This window comes from Streptomyces sp. NPDC054887, assembly GCF_053610585.1.
Map to the genome: position 1 here is coordinate 18125 of NZ_JBSGYQ010000072.1, position 16988 is coordinate 35112.

General features: G+C 74.1%; 9 protein-coding genes. 4 read left to right on the forward strand and 5 right to left on the reverse strand.

All coding sequences use genetic code 11. The annotated features are described in order from the left end of the window. Positions 1–11: 11 nt before the first annotated feature. The 4 genes from ACWGH0_RS29590 (at position 12) to sbnA (ending at position 6598) form a co-directional block, all read left to right on the forward strand. Positions 12–3296: a non-ribosomal peptide synthetase gene (locus tag ACWGH0_RS29590; RefSeq protein WP_453407327.1), complete on the forward strand. Its 3285-nt coding sequence runs from the start codon at positions 12–14 to the stop codon at positions 3294–3296. A 44-nt stretch (positions 3297–3340) separates the two neighbouring features. Then, entirely contained in the window at positions 3341–4345 is a 1005-nt protein-coding gene (locus ACWGH0_RS29595; protein WP_453407328.1) for a TauD/TfdA family dioxygenase, read from the forward strand. Further along, positions 4342–5412 (forward strand): 2,3-diaminopropionate biosynthesis protein SbnB, encoded by a 1071-nt coding sequence (gene sbnB, locus ACWGH0_RS29600; protein ID WP_453407329.1) that lies wholly within the window; start codon positions 4342–4344, stop codon positions 5410–5412. The genes ACWGH0_RS29595 and sbnB overlap by 4 nt, the downstream gene beginning before the upstream one ends. 151 nt (positions 5413–5563) lie before the next feature. Then, positions 5564–6598 (forward strand): 2,3-diaminopropionate biosynthesis protein SbnA, encoded by a 1035-nt coding sequence (sbnA, locus tag ACWGH0_RS29605; RefSeq protein WP_453407330.1) that lies wholly within the window; start codon positions 5564–5566, stop codon positions 6596–6598. Positions 6599–6750: 152 nt separating this feature from the next. Here the strand turns inward: sbnA and ACWGH0_RS29610 are convergent, their stop codons facing one another. The 5 genes from ACWGH0_RS29610 to ACWGH0_RS29630 all read right to left on the reverse strand — a co-directional run. Next, positions 6751–12015, reverse strand: coding sequence for a condensation domain-containing protein (locus tag ACWGH0_RS29610; RefSeq protein ID WP_453407331.1), 5265 nt, complete (start codon positions 12013–12015; stop codon positions 6751–6753). Between the two features lie 4 nt (positions 12016–12019). Continuing rightward, positions 12020–13867, reverse strand: a complete 1848-nt coding sequence (locus ACWGH0_RS29615) for an amino acid adenylation domain-containing protein (RefSeq protein WP_453407332.1) — start codon at positions 13865–13867, stop codon at positions 12020–12022. Positions 13868–13875: 8 nt separating this feature from the next. Continuing rightward, the gene (locus ACWGH0_RS29620; protein ID WP_453407333.1) at positions 13876–14910 is read right to left on the reverse strand and encodes a TauD/TfdA family dioxygenase; all 1035 of its coding nucleotides are present in this window, start codon (positions 14908–14910) and stop codon (positions 13876–13878) included. 107 nt (positions 14911–15017) lie between these two features. Next, on the reverse strand, positions 15018–15833 hold the full coding sequence (locus tag ACWGH0_RS29625; RefSeq protein ID WP_453407334.1) for a thioesterase II family protein: 816 nt from the start codon (positions 15831–15833) through the stop codon (positions 15018–15020). Continuing rightward, positions 15830–16988, reverse strand: a 1159-nt coding sequence (locus ACWGH0_RS29630; RefSeq protein WP_453407335.1) for a non-ribosomal peptide synthetase, incomplete at its 5' end; no start/stop codon positions are given. The genes ACWGH0_RS29630 and ACWGH0_RS29625, both read right to left, overlap by 4 nt.

A 16988-nucleotide genomic window follows, 5' to 3' on the forward strand; every position in this document is an offset into this window, starting at 1 on the left:
GGAGAACGGGCATGCGGACCGAGGCAGGACGGACGTTCTGGACCGGTGTGCTCACCGCCGGTGGCTCCACCGCGCTGCCGCGCTGGGTACCGAATCCTTTGCCGGGGACCGCCACCCACGAGGCCGCGGTCCCGGACGGCGTCGTGTCGGCGCTGCACCGGCTCGCCGAAGAGCTGGCGATGCCGTTCACTTCGGTGGTGCTCGCCGCGCACGGCAAGGTGCTCGCCGCACTGTCCGGCGACCCCGAGGCCGGCACGGGCTACCTCGCAGTCGAGGGCGGCCCGCCGCTGCCCTGCCGGCTGACGACCACACCGGAAACGTGGCGGGAACTGCTGGTGGGCACCCGCCGGGCCGAGGCGGACCTGCTGGCGCACAAGGACTTCCCGGTCGACGAGCTCAGGAACGAACTGCACCTGAGCGGGCCCACGACCGAGGCGGTGTTCGACCCGGCGGACGGTGACGCCGGCCTCCCCGCACACGCCGTCCTCGGGCTGGGAGTGTCGCGGGACGGCGGCGGTTGCTCCCTGCGGCTGCGCTACCGCCGCGACGCCCTGGACGCGGACGCGGCGGACAGGATCGCGGGGTACCACCTCACCGCGCTCGCGCTGATCGCGGCCGACCCCGACGCGGCGCACCGGCGGCAGAGCCTGCTGTCGGCGGAAGAGCTCCGGTTCCAGACCGAAGGGCTGGCCGGACCCCACCGGGAACTGCCCGACCGCCGGGTCCACGAGCTGTTCGAGGAGCGGGTACGGGCCCACCCCGACGCCGTCGCGGCCGTGTGCGGCCACCGGCAGTGGACGTACCGGGAGCTCAACGCACGCGCCAACCGGCTCGCACACGCCCTGCTGGCCCGCGGGTCGCCGCCCGAAGGCGTCGTCGCCGTGGTGACCGAGCGCGATCTGGACTGGACGGCCGCCGTCCTCGCCGTCTTCAAGGCCGGCGGGGTGTATCTGCCCATCGAGCCGCACTTCCCCGCCGAGCGCATCGCGGCCACCCTGTCCCGCGCCGGGTGCCGGCTCGTGCTGACCGAACGCGGCAGCACCGCCACGCTCGACCAGGCCCTCGGCTCGCTGTCCACCGGCTCCTCGCCCGGAGTGACGAAGCTCTACGTCGAAGACGCCTGCGCCGAGGACCACGCCGACACCGATCCCGGCGTCCGTGTGGCCCCCGACCAGCCGGCGTACGTCTACTTCACCTCCGGCTCCACCGGCGAGCCCAAGGGCGCGATGTGCGAACACGCCGGCCTGCTCAACCACCTCTACGCCAAGATCGACGACCTGGAGATCGGCGAGGGCCAGGTGGTCGCCCAGACCGCACCCCAGTGCTTCGACATATCGCTGTGGCAACTGGTCTCCGCGCTCGTGGTGGGAGGGCGGACCCTGCTGGTCGAGCAGGAGGTGATCCTCGACGTCCAGCGGTTCGTGGACCGGATCGTCGAGGGCCGGGTCACCGTCATGCAGCTCGTGCCGTCCTACCTCGACGTCGTGGTGTCCCTCCTGGAGCGAAGCCCTCGCGAACTGCCCGACCTGCGGTACGTGTCGGCCACCGGCGAGGCGCTGAAGAAGGAGCTCGCGCAGCGGTGGTTCGCGGCCGCGCCCGGCACCCGGCTGGTCAACGCGTACGGGCTGACCGAGACCTCGGACGACACCAACCACGAGGTCATGGACCGGGTTCCGGACACCGCACGGGTGCCGATCGGCCGGTGTGTCAACAACGTACGCGTCTACGTCGTGGACGAGCACCTGTCGCCGGTGCCGCTCGGAGCCCCCGGCGCGATCGTCTTCTCCGGCGTCTGCGTCGGCCGCGGCTACGTCAACGACCCCGAGCGCACCCGGCAGGCGTTCATGGCCGACCCGCACGCTCCGGGCCGGCGCCTGTTCCGGGGCGGCGACTACGGCCGCTGGCTGCCCGGCGGAACGCTCGACTTCCTCGGCCGCCGGGACAGCCAGGTCAAGATCCGCGGCTTCCGGATCGAGATCGGCGAGATCGAGAACACCCTGCTGAGGGTGCCCGGTGTCGGCGACGGCGCGGTGGTCGTCACCGAGCGCCCGGACCGCAGCAGGCAGCTGGTGGCCTTCTGCACCGGCCCGCGGCCGGTCGAAGCCGGCGTACTGCTGGACCGGCTGGGCGAGTCGCTGCCCGCGTACATGGTCCCGTCGGCCGTCCACTGGCGCGAGAGCCTCCCGCTGACCGCCAACGGCAAGACCGACCGGAAGGCCCTGACGGCGCTGGCCGGCGAACTCGACGCGGCCGGCGAGGAGCCCGGCGCCCCGACGGCGCCCGCCGAGCCGATGACGCCGGCCGAACGGCGACTGGCGGCCGCCTGGGCTACGGCCCTCAGCGTCCCGCAGCACCGGATCGGACGGCTGGACCACTTCTTCGACCGGGGCGGCACCTCGTTGTCGGCGGTCAGGCTGGCCGTCGCCCTGGACCGGGCGGTGTCCCTCAAGGACGTCGTACGTCACCCGGTGCTCGCCGACTTGGCCCGACTGCTCGACGGCGGCTCCGAACGGTCCGCCGGGCTGCTTCAGCCGCTGTCCGGACCGGACGGCGCCCGGGCCGGCGCCCTGGTGTGCTTCCCCCACGCCGCCGGCAGTGCGGTGAACTTCGAGCCGATGGCCAGGGCCCTTGAGGGCAGAGGCCCGGCGGTGTACGCCGTCGAGCCGCCGGGCCACGACGTGAGCGCCGAGCGGGGCCCGTTCGCGCCCCTGGAGCGCCTGGTGGAGGACGTCACCGCCGAGATCGTCCGACTGCGGCCGGCCCGGATCCTGCTGTGGGGACACTCCTCCGGTGCCGCACCGGCCCTGGAGACGGCGAGAAGGCTTGAGCAGCGCGGGCTGAACGTACAACGGGTCTTCCTCGCCGCACAGTTGCTCGGCGACGCCACCGGCCGGCGCGCGGCCGTGGCGGAGCTGACCGGCCGGAGCGACGGCCGGATCGCCGCCGAACTGGGCGCGGACGGCGACCACCCCGGGCTCGGCGGGCTCGACGCCGGGCAGGCCGAGCACGTCGCCGCCGCCTACCGGCACGACGTGGTGTCCGCCCACCGCTACCTCGCGCACGCCCTGGACAACCCGCCGCCCGTGAAGCTGTCCGCACCGGTCACGGTGGTCGTGGCCGCCGACGATCCGGTCACCGCCGGCTTCCCCGAGCGCTACCGCGACTGGCGGCTGCTGGCCGACCACGTCGACCTGTACGAGCTCCCGGACGGCGGCCACCACTTCCCGCGCACCCGCCCGGCCGATACGGCGAAGGCCGTGCTGAGCGCCGCCGAACTGCCGGTGCCCCTGACGTGACCGACGTGACCGACCTGACCGACACGAGTCGAAAGGAGAACGAAATGGCGATCTCATTCCCGGCGTCTCCGCTCGAACTCGAGCTGACATCCGGCAAGCCCCCGGTGGTGCACACCGCGCCGGCCGGCGACCCCGCCGACTGGGCGGCCCAGCACCGGGAGGGGCTGCGGGCGCTGGCCGCCGAGCACGGCGCGGTCCTGGTACGCGGCCTCGGACCGCGCGATCCGGACGGCACCGGCACCGTCTTCCAGCGGCTGGCCACGGCCCTGATGGCCGAGAGGGAAGCCTTCGCGCCCCGGCGGACCTACGCTCCCGGCGTGTACTCCTCGGCCCAGTGGCCGCCGAACCAGCCGATGTGCATGCACCACGAACTGAGTTACGCCCTGGAGTTCCCCGGCCTGATGCTGTTCGCGTGCCTCCGCGCCGCCACCGACGGCGGGGCGACCGCGCTGGCCGACGCCTCCACCGTGCTTCAGGCGCTGCCCGCCGAACTCACCGAGCGGTTCGAGCGGGAGGGCTGGCTGCTCACCCGCAGCTACAACGACGACATCGGGGCGTCCGAGACCGAGGTGTTCGGCACGGACGACCGCGACGCGGTGGAGAGCTACTGCCGTGCCAACGGCATCGCGTACGCCCGGGACCCGGACGGGGTCCTGCGCACCAGGCAGCGCCGCAGCGCCGTGGTGCGTCACCCGGTCACCGGCGCACGCTGCTGGTTCAACCAGATCGCGTTCCTCAACGAGTGGACGCTGGCCCCCGAGGTGCGCGAGTACCTCGTGGACGTCTACGGCGCCGACGGCCTGCCGTTCAACACCCGGTTCGGCGGCGGCGATCCCATCGGAGAGGACGTCGTGCAACTGCTCAACAAGACCTACGAGGACAACACCGTACGTGAGGAGTGGCAGGCCGGCGACCTGATGATCGTCGACAACGTCCGCACCGCGCACAGCAGGGAGCCCTACGAGGGCCCGCGCGAAGTGCTCGTCGGGATGGCCGACCCGGTACGCCTGGCCGACTGCTCGCCGACCGTGGAGGTGACCACGCCATGACGACCAGGCGTTTCCCCGCGATGGAGTTCGCCGTGCGCGAGCCGGTCGCCGTGCCGGCGTTCGCCGTCGTCTCCGGCGCCCAGGTCGAGGGCGTGCTCCAGGGGCGCGAGAAGCAGATCGTGCAGCTCGTGGAGGCGACGTACCGGCTGCACGGCGCCGGCAACTCCGTGAACCCGCCCTCTTACTTCCTGAAGTTGCCCGACCGCCCGTCCTCCCGCATCATCGCGCTGCCCGCGTCGATCGGGGAGCCGGCGCGCGTGGACGGCCTCAAGTGGATCTCCAGCTTCCCGGAGAACGTGACGGCCGGCATCCCGAGGGCCTCGGCGGTGCTGATCCTGAACGACCATGCCACCGGCTACCCGTTCGCCTGCATGGAAGCCTCCATCATCAGTGCCACCAGAACGGCCTCGTCGGCGGCCCTGGCAGCGGAGTTGCTCAGCAACGGCCGGCCCCGTCCGACGCGCGTCGGGTTCGTCGGCGCGGGCCTGATCGCCCGCTACATCTACGACTTCCTCGCGGCCACCGGCTGGTCGTTCGACGAGGTCGGCGTGTACGACGTGTCCGCCGACAGCGCGGCCGGGCTGCGCTGCTACCTGGAGCAGTCGCGGACCACCGGACGGATCTCGGTGCACGACAGCGCCGAAGAGCTGATCCGCTACAGCGACCTGGTCGTCTTCGCCACCGTCGCCGCGCAGCCGCATGTCGGCGACCCGTCGTGGTTCGAGCACAACCCGCTGGTGCTGCACGTGTCGCTGCGCGACCTGGCCCCGGAGGTCATCCTCGCCTCGTGCAACATCGTGGACGACGTCGAGCACTGCCTGCGGGCCAACACCTCGCCGCACCTGGCCGAGCAGATCACGGGCAACCGGGACTTCCTGCACGGCACGCTGGCCGACGTGATGGACGGACGGGTGACGGTCGCGAGGGACCGGCCGGTGGTGTTCTCCCCCTTCGGCCTCGGGATCCTCGACCTCGCGGTGGGCAAGTACGTCTACGACGAAGTGGCCCGCTCCGGGGAACTGCACGTCGTCGACGACTTCTTCCACGAACTGCGGCGCTACGGATGAACGGCCGGGCGACGCCCCCGCCTCACCGCTCCGGCGCTCCGCGAGGAGTCCCGAACACCACTGTCTTTGGAAAGGAACGACGGCCATGGAGCCGCGGAACTGACCACCAGTAGCTATTCGAGAGTGCTCCTCCGCAGATCAGGAGGCCATCGTGCCAGTCATATCCGTTCCCTACGCCTTCAACGAGGAGGACCTCTACGTCGACCTCCGGCCGATCTTCGGGCGCGCGCTCTTCCTGAAGTGCGAGGGCTTCAACTTCGCCGGTTCGATCAAGCTGAAGACAGCGATCGAAATGGTCGACAGCGCCGAGCGGGACGGCGTACTGAGGCCCGATTCGGTCATCGTCGAATCATCGTCCGGAAACCTGGGCGTGGCGATGAGCGTGATCGCGGCGAGCAAGGGCTACCGCTTCCTGTGCGTGACGGATTCCCGCTGCAACCTGGCGACCAGGCTGATGATGGAGGCGCTGGGCAGCAACGTGCACGTCATCTCGACCCAGAACCCCCAGGGCGGCCTCCTCGGCGCGCGGCTCGACTACGTCCGCGCGCTCTGCGCCTCCGACGAGCGCTATGTGTGGCTCAGCCAGTACACCAACCCGAGCAACTGGAAGGCGCACTACCGCAGGACGGCTCCCGAGATCGAGCGGGCGTTCCCCCGCCTGGACGTGCTGTTCGTCGGGGCCGGCACCACGGGCACCCTGATGGGCTGCGCGCGGTACTTCCACGAAGGGCACCGTGAGGGGCACCGTCCGGTGCGGATCGTCGCCATCGACAGCGTCGGCTCCGTGTCCTTCGGCGGTCCCGCCGGCCGCCGGATGATCCCCGGACTGGGCACGAGCATCCGTCCACCGCTGCTGGACGAGTCCTATGTGGACGAGGTCATCCACGTCGAAGAGCCCAGCACCATCCGGGCCTGCCGCCAACTGGCCAGGCACGGGTTCCTGTTCGGCGGCTCCACCGGCACGGTGGTCAGCGGCGCGATGGGGTGGCTGAACCAGCACGACAGCCGTGACCTCACCGCGGTGGCCATCGCCCCGGACCTCGGGGAGCGCTACCTCGACACCATCTACCAGACCAACTGGCTGCACGCCCTCTACGGCGAGGACGTACTCGACTCCCGCGAGCCGCCGGTCGGTTCCCGGGCCGCCGGCACCGACCCCCGCGGGCGCGGCACGGCGACCGCCTGACCGGCCGGAGCACAGCAGGGCCCTGAGTGGCGGGACGACCTCTGCGTACGGGTACGGGCCTGCGCCCGGGCCCGCCCACGGGGCGCGCCCGGGCGCGTTCGCCGGCCGGAGTGGCAGCCTTGCCGCCGCCCCCCGGCCGGTGCGCTCGCCCGTCAGCGCTGGGGCACCCGTGTGCCGGCGCGGGTGCGGCGGCGGAGGGCCGGGACGGGCGGCGGTGTGGGCGCCGCAGCCAGCAGCGCCGCCAGCGCGGCCGGCGTCGGGTGCCGGAAGACGTCCCGCAGCGTCAGCTCGCGGCCGAGCTCCGTGCGCACCCGGTTCAGCAGGCGCACCGCCAGGAGGGAATGCCCGCCGGACCGGAAGAAGTTCGCGTCCGGCGTCACCTCCTTGCCGTCCAGGACCTCGCTGAACAGGTCCACCAGCAGCGGCAGCGGACCACCCGGGACCGGGGGCTCGGGCGGCCGCCCCGAGGCGCGCACGACGGGCACCGCGTACTCCGGCAGCCGGTCCGCCGCCCAGGTCTGCGCTTCCGCTTCCGTGACCGCACCCGTCACCCGGGCCACGAGACGCCCGTCGGTGAGGGCCACTTCGGCGCCGGTGACCCCCGGCCGGGCGGCCAGCACCTCGCGTACGTGTCCGAGGTCCACTCGGTAGCCCGCCACGGTCGCGTACGGCCCGTCGCCCGGCCGGGGCGGTCCCGCCGGGAGGGCGGCGATCCGGGCCGCGGGGTCCGCCGCGAACACCGCCAGCGCGTGCGTGAGGAGCCCGGCCAGACGCTCGGCGCCCGGCCCGTCGTACAGATCGGTCGCGTACTCCAGCACCCCGTCCAGACCGCCGTGGTCCGCGCTGCCGGTGAGCGCGAAGGTCAGGTCGGCCTTCGCGGTGTGCGCCCCGAACGGCAGCGCCTCACCGGCCAGCGGGCCGTCCCCGCAGCCCGCGCCGTCCGGCTCCGGGCTGACCCGCAGCATCACCTGCGCGAGCGGGTGGTGGGCCGACGACCGGTGCGGGTTGAGGTGTTCCACGACCAGGTCGAAGGGCGTCTCCTGGTGTGCGTACGCCGCCAGGTCCGCTTCCCGGACCCGTACCACCAGATCGGCGAAGCACGGGTCGCCCGAGGTGTCCGTGCGCAGGACCAGCGTGTTCACGAAGAACCCGACGAGCCCGTTCAGCGCCTGGTCGTCCCGGCCCGCCACCACCGTGCCCACCGCCAGGTCCGGCCCGGCCCCGCAGCGGGTCAGCACCGCCGCGAGCGCCGCGTGCACCACCATGAACAGGCTGCTGCCGGTGTCCCGGGCGATCCGCTCAAGCCCGGCGCGCACCGGCGCCGGCACGGTGAACCCGGTGAGGGCGCCCCGCCCCGTCGGTACGGGTGGCCGGTGCCGGTCGGTGGGCAGGTCGATCAGCGGCGGCAGGCCCGCCAGGGCGCGCTCCCAGAACCCCAGGCGCGCCTGCGGCGCCGGGCCCAGCGACTCCCGCTGCCAGAGCGTGTAGTCCGCGTACTGCACCGGCAGCGCCTCCCAGGCGGGAGCGGAGCCGGCGGCCCGCGCCGCGTAGGCGGCGCCGAGGTCGGCCAGCAGGCAGTCCGTCGACCAGCCGTCGGCGGCGATGTGGTGCAGCAGCAGGACGAGGGTCTGGCGTCCGCCGCCGCCGGAGGGCAGGAACAGCCAGGCGCGGAACGGCAGGTCCCGTGCGAGGTCGAAGACCTGGCCCGCGGCCGCGTCCACGGCTGCCGCCAGGTCGGCGGGGAAGCCCAGTTCCAGCTGCGGGCGGGCCCCGTCCAGGACCACCTGGTACGGTTCGCCGCCCTCGGCCCGGTACACCGTACGCAGCACCTCGTGCCGCTCGGCGACATCGGCGAGCGCGGCGGCGAGGGCGGCCGGGTCCAGCGGCCGGTCCAGCCGTCGGACGAGGGCGATGTTGTAGGCGGCGGAGGGGCCCTCCAACTGGTCGGTGAACCACAGGCGGCGCTGTGCGTACGACAGCGGTATCCGCTCGGGCCGGACGGCCGGGCGCAACGCCGGCCGGGCTCCGCCGGCTTCGGCGCGCGCGGGCAGCCGGTCGTGCAGTGCCCGCGGGGTGGGGGCGAGGAACAGGTCGCGGACCCCGGCCTCCACGCCCAGTGCGGCGCGGATCCGGTTGACCAGTTTGCTCGCGAGCAGCGAATGCCCGCCGGTGCGGAAGAAGTTGTCGTCGGCGAGCACCGCGTCCCGGCCGAGGATCTCGGCGAACAGACCGCACAGCAGCTGCACCCGGGGGTGCTCCGCCGCCGTCTCCGCTGCCGTCCGCCCGGCGCGCTCCCGCGCCGCCGCGCGCTCGGCGGCGTCCCGTACCGCCTCGGCGAGCCGTTCCCGCCGGGCGGCCAGGCCGGCCGCCTCCGCGCCGGTGACCAGGCCGAGGGCGCTCAGCGGCCGGCCGGCGTCCGAGGCGAACGCCGTGAGGGCACGGGCGTACACGTCGAGGAGCAGCCTCGCCGTGTCCTCGTCGAACACGTCCCGCGCGTAGCCGAGCAGCAGCCGCAGCCCGCCGTCGGCCTCCTCCTCGCAGTGGAAGCTCAGGTCGAACTTGGCCGTCCCCAGGTCGACGGATCCGGCCTCGGCGGTCAGCGGGCCGAGCCGCGCAACGTCCGTACCGTCCACCGCCGCGTCGGCCCGCACGGTCAGCATCACCTGGAAGAAGGGGTGCTCGCCGAGGGTCCGCCCGGCCGTTTTGGACAACTGCTCCACGAGCACGTCGAACGGCAGGTCCTGGTGGTCGAACGCGGCCAGGTCCGTGTCCCGCACCCGCTCCACCAGAGCGGCGGACGTGGGGTCGCCGGACGTGTCGGCGCGCAGCACCAGGGAGTTGACGAAGCAGCCGACCAGGTCGTGCAGGGCCTCGTCGGAGCGCCCCGCGACGGGGGTGCCGATCGCCAGGTCCTGGCCGGCGCCGGTCGCCGACAGGGCGGCGGCGAGGGCCGCCCGGGCCACCATGAACAGGCTCGCGCGCCGGTCCCGGGCGAGCGCCGCAAGCCCGCCGCGCGCACCGGGTTCCAGCCGGGCGGCGACCGTGCCGCCGAGCCCGCCGGGCTCGGCCGGCCGGGGCCGGTCGTACGGCAGGGCGGTCCGCTCGGGCAGCCCGGCCAGGGCGGTCCGCCAGTGGCCCAGCAGCGCGCGCGGGTCGGTGAGCAGCTCCCGCTGCCACAGCGCGTAGTCGGCGTACGTGAGGGGCAGCGGCTCCCAGCCGGGGGCGCGGCCGTCCAGCCGGGCGCTGTACGCGGCGCCCAGGTCCCGGAGCAGGGGGGCCAGGGACCAGCCGTCCACGGCGATGTGGTGGACGAGCAGGACCAGGACGCAGGCGCCGCCGTCCCCGGTGGTGAACAGCCGGGCCCGCAGCGGCACTCCGTCCGTCACGTCGAGCGGGGTACGCCCGAACTCCGCGACCCGGGCGTCGAGTTCGGCACCGCCGTCACACCGGTCGGTCTCCAGCCGGGGGGAGAAGCCGTCGATCACCCGCTGGTACGGCTCCCCGTCCACCTGCGGGTAGGCGGTGCGCAGGACCGGGTGCCGCGCGGCCAGGTCGGTGAGGGCGGCGCCCAGCGCACCGGCGTCCGGCACCCCGTCGAGGCGCAGGACCACGGGGGCGTTGTAGGTGGCCGAGGGGCCCTCGATACGGGCGAGCAGCCACAGCGCCCGCTGCGCCGCCGACAGCGGCAGTCGGTCCGGACGTTCGGCCTCCGGCACCGGCCGCGGCGCGGGCCGGGCGGTGGCGCCGGCGCGGGCGGCCCCGGTGAGCCGCCGGTGCAGGGCGGCCGGGGTGGGGGCCAGGAACAGGTCGCGGATGCCGAGTTCCGCCCCCAGGGCGGTCCTGATCCGGTTCACCAGCTTGCCCGCGAGCATGGAATGCCCGCCGGTGCGGAAGAAGTTGTCGTCCGGTTCCGCGTGGGGGCGGCCGAGCACCTCGGCGAAGAGTCCGCACAGGATCTCCTCCCGGGGACCGCCCATGCCCCGGCGGTCGGCCGGCGCGGCGTCCCGGGCCTCCGCCGGCGCCTGTCGCCGGGCACCGAGTCCGGCCCGTTCCTCCGCGGTGGCCAGCGCGCCGACCGGCCGGCCCGCGTCGTGGGCGAAGGCGTCGAGGGCACGGGTGAACAGGTCCAGCAACAACCGCGCCGTGGACTCGTCGAACAGGTCTACGGCATAGCCGAGCGCCAGGTCGAGCCCGTCGGGGGAGCCGTCCGGGGCCGTGTGCGGGGCGCAGAAGAACGTGAGGTCGAACTTGGCGGCCCCCAGATCGGCGGCGCCCGGCCGGCCGGTGAGGTGCGGCCCGAGCGGCACCGGACCCGCGCCCTGCGGGTCGTCGACGGTCAGCATCACCTGGAACAGCGGGTGGTGGCCGAGGGAGCGCTCCGGAGCCAGCCGCTCGACCAGCAGGTCGAACGGCAGGTCCTGGTGCTCGTACGCGGCCAGGTCCGCGTCCCGGACCCGATCGAGGAGCGTGGCGGGGCTCGGGTCGCCGGAGAGGTCCGTGCGCAGGGCCAGGGTGTTGACGAAGAATCCGACGAGCTCGTACAGATCCTCCTCGGGCCGGCCGGCGACCGGCGTGCCGATCACCAGGTCCGGGCCGGCGCCGGCCGCCGCCAGGGCGGTGGCCAGCGCCGCGCGCACCGCCATCGGCAGGCTGGCCCGGTGCTGCCGCGCGAGGGCGAGCAGAGCGCGGTGGGTGGCGGCCGGGACCCGCGCGGTGAGGGTGGCGCCGCGCCCGGAGGGTTCGGCCGGCCGCGGCCGGTCGGTGGGCAGCGCCGTCACTTCGGGCGCCCCGTCGAGCTGCCGCCGCCAGTGGCCGAGCTGCTCGGCGGCCAGGCTGCCGGGGTCGTCCGGGTCGCCGAGCAGGTCCCGCTGCCACAGCGCGTAGTCGGCGTACTGGACCGGCAGGGGCTCCCAGGCGGGCGCCCGGCCCGCGAGGCGGGCACGGTAGGCGGTGTCCAGGTCGCGGAGCAGCGGCCGTACGGACCACCCGTCGGTGGCGATGTGATGGATCAGGAGCACCAGCACCGAGCCGGTCCCCCCAGCGGCGTCCGGGCGCTCGTGCGCGGTGAACAGGCCCACCCGCACCGGCACTTCGCTCGTGACGTCGATCGACTCCCGGACGAACGCGGCCACCCGCGCGTCGCGCTCGGCGTCCGCGCACCGGACCACCCGCGGCGGGGCGACCGCCCCGGCGTCGCGCACCTCCTGCCGGGGCTCGGTGTCCGGGCCGGCCGGCAGGACGGTACGCAGCACCTCGTGCCGCTCGACCAGATCGGCGAGGGCCGCGCCCAGCACCGCCGGGTCCGGCGTCCCGTCCAGATGGAGCACCACCGGGGCGTTGTAGGTGGCGGATGGGCCTTCCAGCCGCCCGAGGAACCACAGGCGGCGCTGGGCGAACGACAACGGGGTCACGGTCATGTCCTCAGGCGTCCTGGGCTGCGACGAGCCCGTCGATGTGCGCGGCGAGATCCCGCAGCCGCGGGTTGGCGTAGACGGCCTTCACCGGCAGGGCCACGCCCAGCTCGGCCCGTACCCGCGAGACCAGCTTGATCGCGAGCAGGGAATGGCCGCCCAGTTTGAAGAAGTTGTCGTCGGGGCCGACGGAGTCCGCCCGGAGCACCGTGGTCCACACTCCGGCGATCAGCCGCTCCGAGGGGGACAGCCCGTCGTCCCCGCCGGTGGACTCCGGTGCCGACAGCAGCGGTTCGGGCAGCGCCGAACGGTCCAGCTTGCCGTTGACGGTGGTCGGGAAGCGGTCGAGGGCGACGAAGACGTCGGGCACCATGTAGGCGGGCAGTGCGGAGCCCAGCAGCTCCTTGAGCGCGGCGCCGGTGACCGGTCCTGTGGCGCGGTAGTAGGCGACGAGACCGGGCGCCCCGTGCAGGTCCTCGCGCAGGACGACCGCGGCTTCCGCGACGGCCTCGTGGGCGGCCATCGCGGCCTCGATCTCGGGGAGTTCGATGCGGAAGCCGCGCAGCTTCACCTGGCCGTCGGCGCGGCCCAGGTAGTCGAGCCTGCCTTCCGGCAGGACCTTCACCAGGTCACCGGTGCGATACATGCGCCCGCCGGGCGCGGCGTCCTGGCCCGTGTCGGCGGTGAAGCGCTCGGCGGTCAGGCCGGGCCGGCGGCGGTAACCACGGCCCACCCGGGGGCCTGCGAGGTACAGCTCGCCCGTTCCGCCGGGGCCGACCGGCCGCAGCCCGGCGTCCAGGACGCGTGCCCGCAGGCCCGGCAGTGCGGCGCCGATGTGCGGTGCGGCCGCTTCTCCGGCGGGGGTCTCGATCCAGCCGGCGGTGGCGTCGACGGTGCACTCGGTGGGCCCGTACAGGTTGACCGCGCGGACCGTGCCCGCTGCGGCCAGGTCGGAGATCCTGGACCACAGGGCGGGGCTGATCGCCTCGCCGCCGATCAGCAGGGTCAGCGGGCGCGGGCCGCCGTCGGCGCTGAGGAGCTCCAGCAGCGGGTCGGCGTGCGACGGGGTGAGGTCCAGGTCGGTGAGCGACGCCTCGTCCACGAGCGCGGCGAGCAGGGCCGGGTCGGCGCGCGTCTCGTCGTCGATCATCACCAGGGTGTCGCCCCGGCAGATCCGGGTCCACTGCTGCACGGAGGCGTCGAAGGACGGGGAGGCGTTCCAGCCGACCCGGCCGCCCTCCGTCACGGCGATCCGGGCGTCCTCCAGTTCGGCCAGCAGCCGCGACGCGGCCTCCCTGCCGATCTCGACGCCCTTGGGCCGGCCGGTCGACCCCGAGGTGTAGATGACGTACGCCAGCGTGTCCCCCGCCACCGGCACCGGACGGTACGCGGGCGCGGGACCGTCGCCGGCGAGCAGTTCGGCCAGGTCGAGGTGCGGGACCCCGGGCGCCAGGGGCGCGCCGTCCGGGCCGCCGCCCGAGGTGACGACGACGTCGGCGCCGGAGTCCTCGACGAGGTAGCGGCGCCGGTCGGCGGGCAGTCTGGGGTCGACCGGAAGGTAGGCGGCGCCCGCCGTGAGGGCGCCGATCAGCGCGGACACCAGGCCCGCACCGCGCGGCAGGCAGAGCGCGACCACGCTCTCCGGGCCGACGCCGTGCGTGGCGAGCCGGCCCGCGATCCGCATGGCGTCGGCGCGCAGGCCGTCGAAGGTCAGCTCACGGCCGTCGGCGACCACGGCGGCGCGGTGCCCGGGAACGGCGGCCAGCCGGTCCAGCAGGTCGGCGGTCACCGGCCGCCGGGCGACGGCGGGGGAGTCGGGGGCGGGGGTGCGGTGGCGCTCGGGCAGTACGGCGGTCATGGCGGTGGTCACTTCCCGAAGACGGTGGTGGACGGCTGGGTGGCGGGCGAGCAGTCGGCGAGCGCGACCGGCTCGCCCATGGCGACGAGGATCTTGCGGTCGCCCGTGAACGACTCGCGCCCGTGCGCGCACAGGATGTTGTCGACGAGCATGAGGTCGCCCTGCTGCCAGGTCTCCCGGCGCGTCACCCGGTCGTACACGTCGTTGACCGCGTCGACCTCGGCGTCCGTGAGCCGCGTCCCGTCGCCCAGGTAGGTGTTGAACGGCAGGCCGTCCTCGCCGTACGTCTCGACGAGCACCTCGCGCACGTCCGGGTCCAGGGTGCGGCTGTTCCAGAAGGCGAAGTGGTTGAACCAGACCCGGTCACCGGTGACGGGGTGCGTGACGATCGCCGATCTGCGCTGCCGGGTGACCAGGGAGTCGTCGTCCAGCCACTCGTACCCGATGGTGTTCTCGTCGCAGTACGCCTCGGCCGCCGCCCTGTCCTCGGTGGCGAAGGTCTTGTACCAGGGCAGCCCGGCCAGTTCGGAGTAGTTGCGGACGAGCAGCCACCCGGCCTCCTCGAACCGGTCCCGCAGGTCCGCCGGCAGCAGCCGCAGGGCTTCGCGCATGTCGCCGATGGTGGTGGCCCCGCCCTCCTCGGGGGCGGTCACGCAGCCGAACAGCAGCACACCGGGGAAGTCCAGGGTGTAGCTGTTCTCGTTGTGCAGCCGGATCGGCTGGGCGGCCGGCAGGTCCGTGGACGAGAACACGCCCTCGCCGAAGTCGGTGCGCGGGGTGGCCTTCTCCTTGTAGCCGGCCCGCTGCTCGATCAGCGCGTCGCGGGCGGTGGCGAAGGCGGCCGCGTCGGAGACCGGCAGCCCGCGCAGCAGCACCGCCCCGGAGCGGTGCAGCTCCGCCTGGATCTCCGCCCGGTGGGCGGTCAGCCACGCGGCGGCGGCGTCGATGTCGCTGTGGCCGGGCGTGGCCACGACGGCGGGCTTGCCCGGCTCTCGGATCACGCTCAGGCCGGTCAGGGAGGGGGCTTCGGCGAAGGTGGTCATCGGAACAGTCCTCTGCTGGATGGAGCACGGAATCGGGAACGGACGGGACGGCGCGCGTACGGCGGGCAGGCGGCCCGCACAGGGCGGTACGGGCCGGTGGGAAGCCGTCAGGCCGCGGAGGCGGAGAGGGCCCGTACGTCGGCCCCGGGTCCCGCGCCGCCGTCCAGCACGGACCCGAGCAGAGCGAAGAAGCCGGGCAGCTGCTGCTGGAAGTAGAAGTGGCCGCCGGGCAGGACGTGCGCCGCGAAGCCGGCCCCGGTGATCTCGGCCCACCGGTCCAGCGCCGCTGCCGGCACCACCGGGTCGGCGTCGCCGCCGATCACGGTGACCGGGCAGTCGACGCGGGCCTCCTCGACGGGGCAGCGGTACACGTCGTCGATGGCGAAGTCGGCGCGGATGGAGGGGATGATGATCTCGCGGAGCTCGGGCTCGTCGAGGATCCCGTCGTCCGTACCGCCCCGCTCCTTGATCGCGGCGACCAGCTGGTCGTCGTCGAGCCGCTCGGGGTACACGGCGCTGGGGTTCTCCAGGAACGGCGCCCGGCAGGCCGACGCCACCAGCGCGCGGGGGGCCCGCCCCGCCGCGCTGAGCAGCCGTACCACCTCGAAGGCGACCAGCGAGCCCATGCTGTGCCCGAGTACCACCAGGTCCTCGCCCAGGTCGGCGGGGAGCGCCGCCGCCACCGGGCCGGCCAGGTCGGCGATGTCCCGCGGCAGGTCCTCGGCGAAGCGGGCGCCGCGGCCCGGGTACTGCCCGATCAGGAGCCGTACGTCCTGCGGCAGATGGGCCCGCCACTCGGCGTAGGCGTGGGCGTTGCCGCCCGCGTGCGGCAGCACCAGCAGCGCGGTCCGCTGGGGGCCCTCGCCGGGCAGGTCCCAGACGATGTCGTCGGCGTTGGGCAGGGGGGCGGTCCGGTCGGTCATGAGGTGATCCGTTCCTGGTCGGCGCGGCGGCGCAGGGCGGGCCTGGCGCGGCGCGGCTCGGGGGTGGTCGCGGCCTGCGCGGACCGGTCGCCGAGGTGGGCGGCCAGCTGCGCGGGCGTGGGGTGACGGAATACGTCGCGGAGGGTGAGGCGCAGGTTCAGGGCGGAGCCCAGTCGGTTGGTGAGCCGGGCGGCGAGCAGCGACTGCCCGCCGAGGTCGAAGAAGTTGTCGTCGATCGAGACCGCCGAAGGCAGTCCCAGCGCCTCGGTGAAGGCGTCGCACAGGGTGCGTTCGAGTGCGGTCCGCGGGGTGCGGCCCCCGGTGCCCGGAGCGGCGTGCGGCACCGGCAGCGCGCGTTTGTCGATCTTGCCGTTGGGCGTGAGCGGCAGCCGGTCGAGCATGACGACGAACGCGGGCACCATGTGGTCGGGCAGCAGGGTGCGCAGCCACAGCCGGATCTCCGAGGGCGAGGGCCGCTCCGCACCGGCGGCGACCGCGTACGCGGTCAGCTGCGCGATGCCGTGGTGGTCCGGGTGCGTGGCCACGGTGGCTTGGGTGAGGTGGGGGTGGGTGGTGAGGAGGGTTTCGATTTCGGTGGGTTCGACGCGGAAGCCGCGGATTTTGATCTGGGTGTCGGTGCGTCCGGTGTAGTGGAGGTTGCCGTGGGTGTCGAAGTGGGCCTGGTCGCCGGTGCGGTAGAGGCGGGTTCCGGGTGGTCCGTAGGGGTGGGGGACGAAGCGGGTGGCGGTGGTGGTGGGTTGGGCGAGGTAGCCGTGGGCGATGCCGTGGCCGGCGAGGTAGAGCTCTCCGGTGGTGCCGGGCGGTACGGGGCGCAGGTGGTCGTCCAGTACGTAGGCGTACTTGTTGGCCAGCGGAGCACCGATCGGCACCGAGGGGAGCGCGGGAGCCGCCGGGTCCACGGTGTACGCCGTGGTGAAGCCCATCGACTCCGCCGGGCCGTACCCGTTGACGACGGTCAGGTGCGGGTGACGCTCGTGGAGGGTGCGGATGTGGGTGGGGGAGGCGGGTTCGCCGCCGGTGTGGACGGTGTGGGTGGTGATGAAGGTGTCGGGGTGTTCGTCGGTGAGGTAGTTGAAGAGGCTGGAGGAGAGCTGGAGCATCGTGACCCGGTGGTGTTGTGCGAGGTCGGCGATG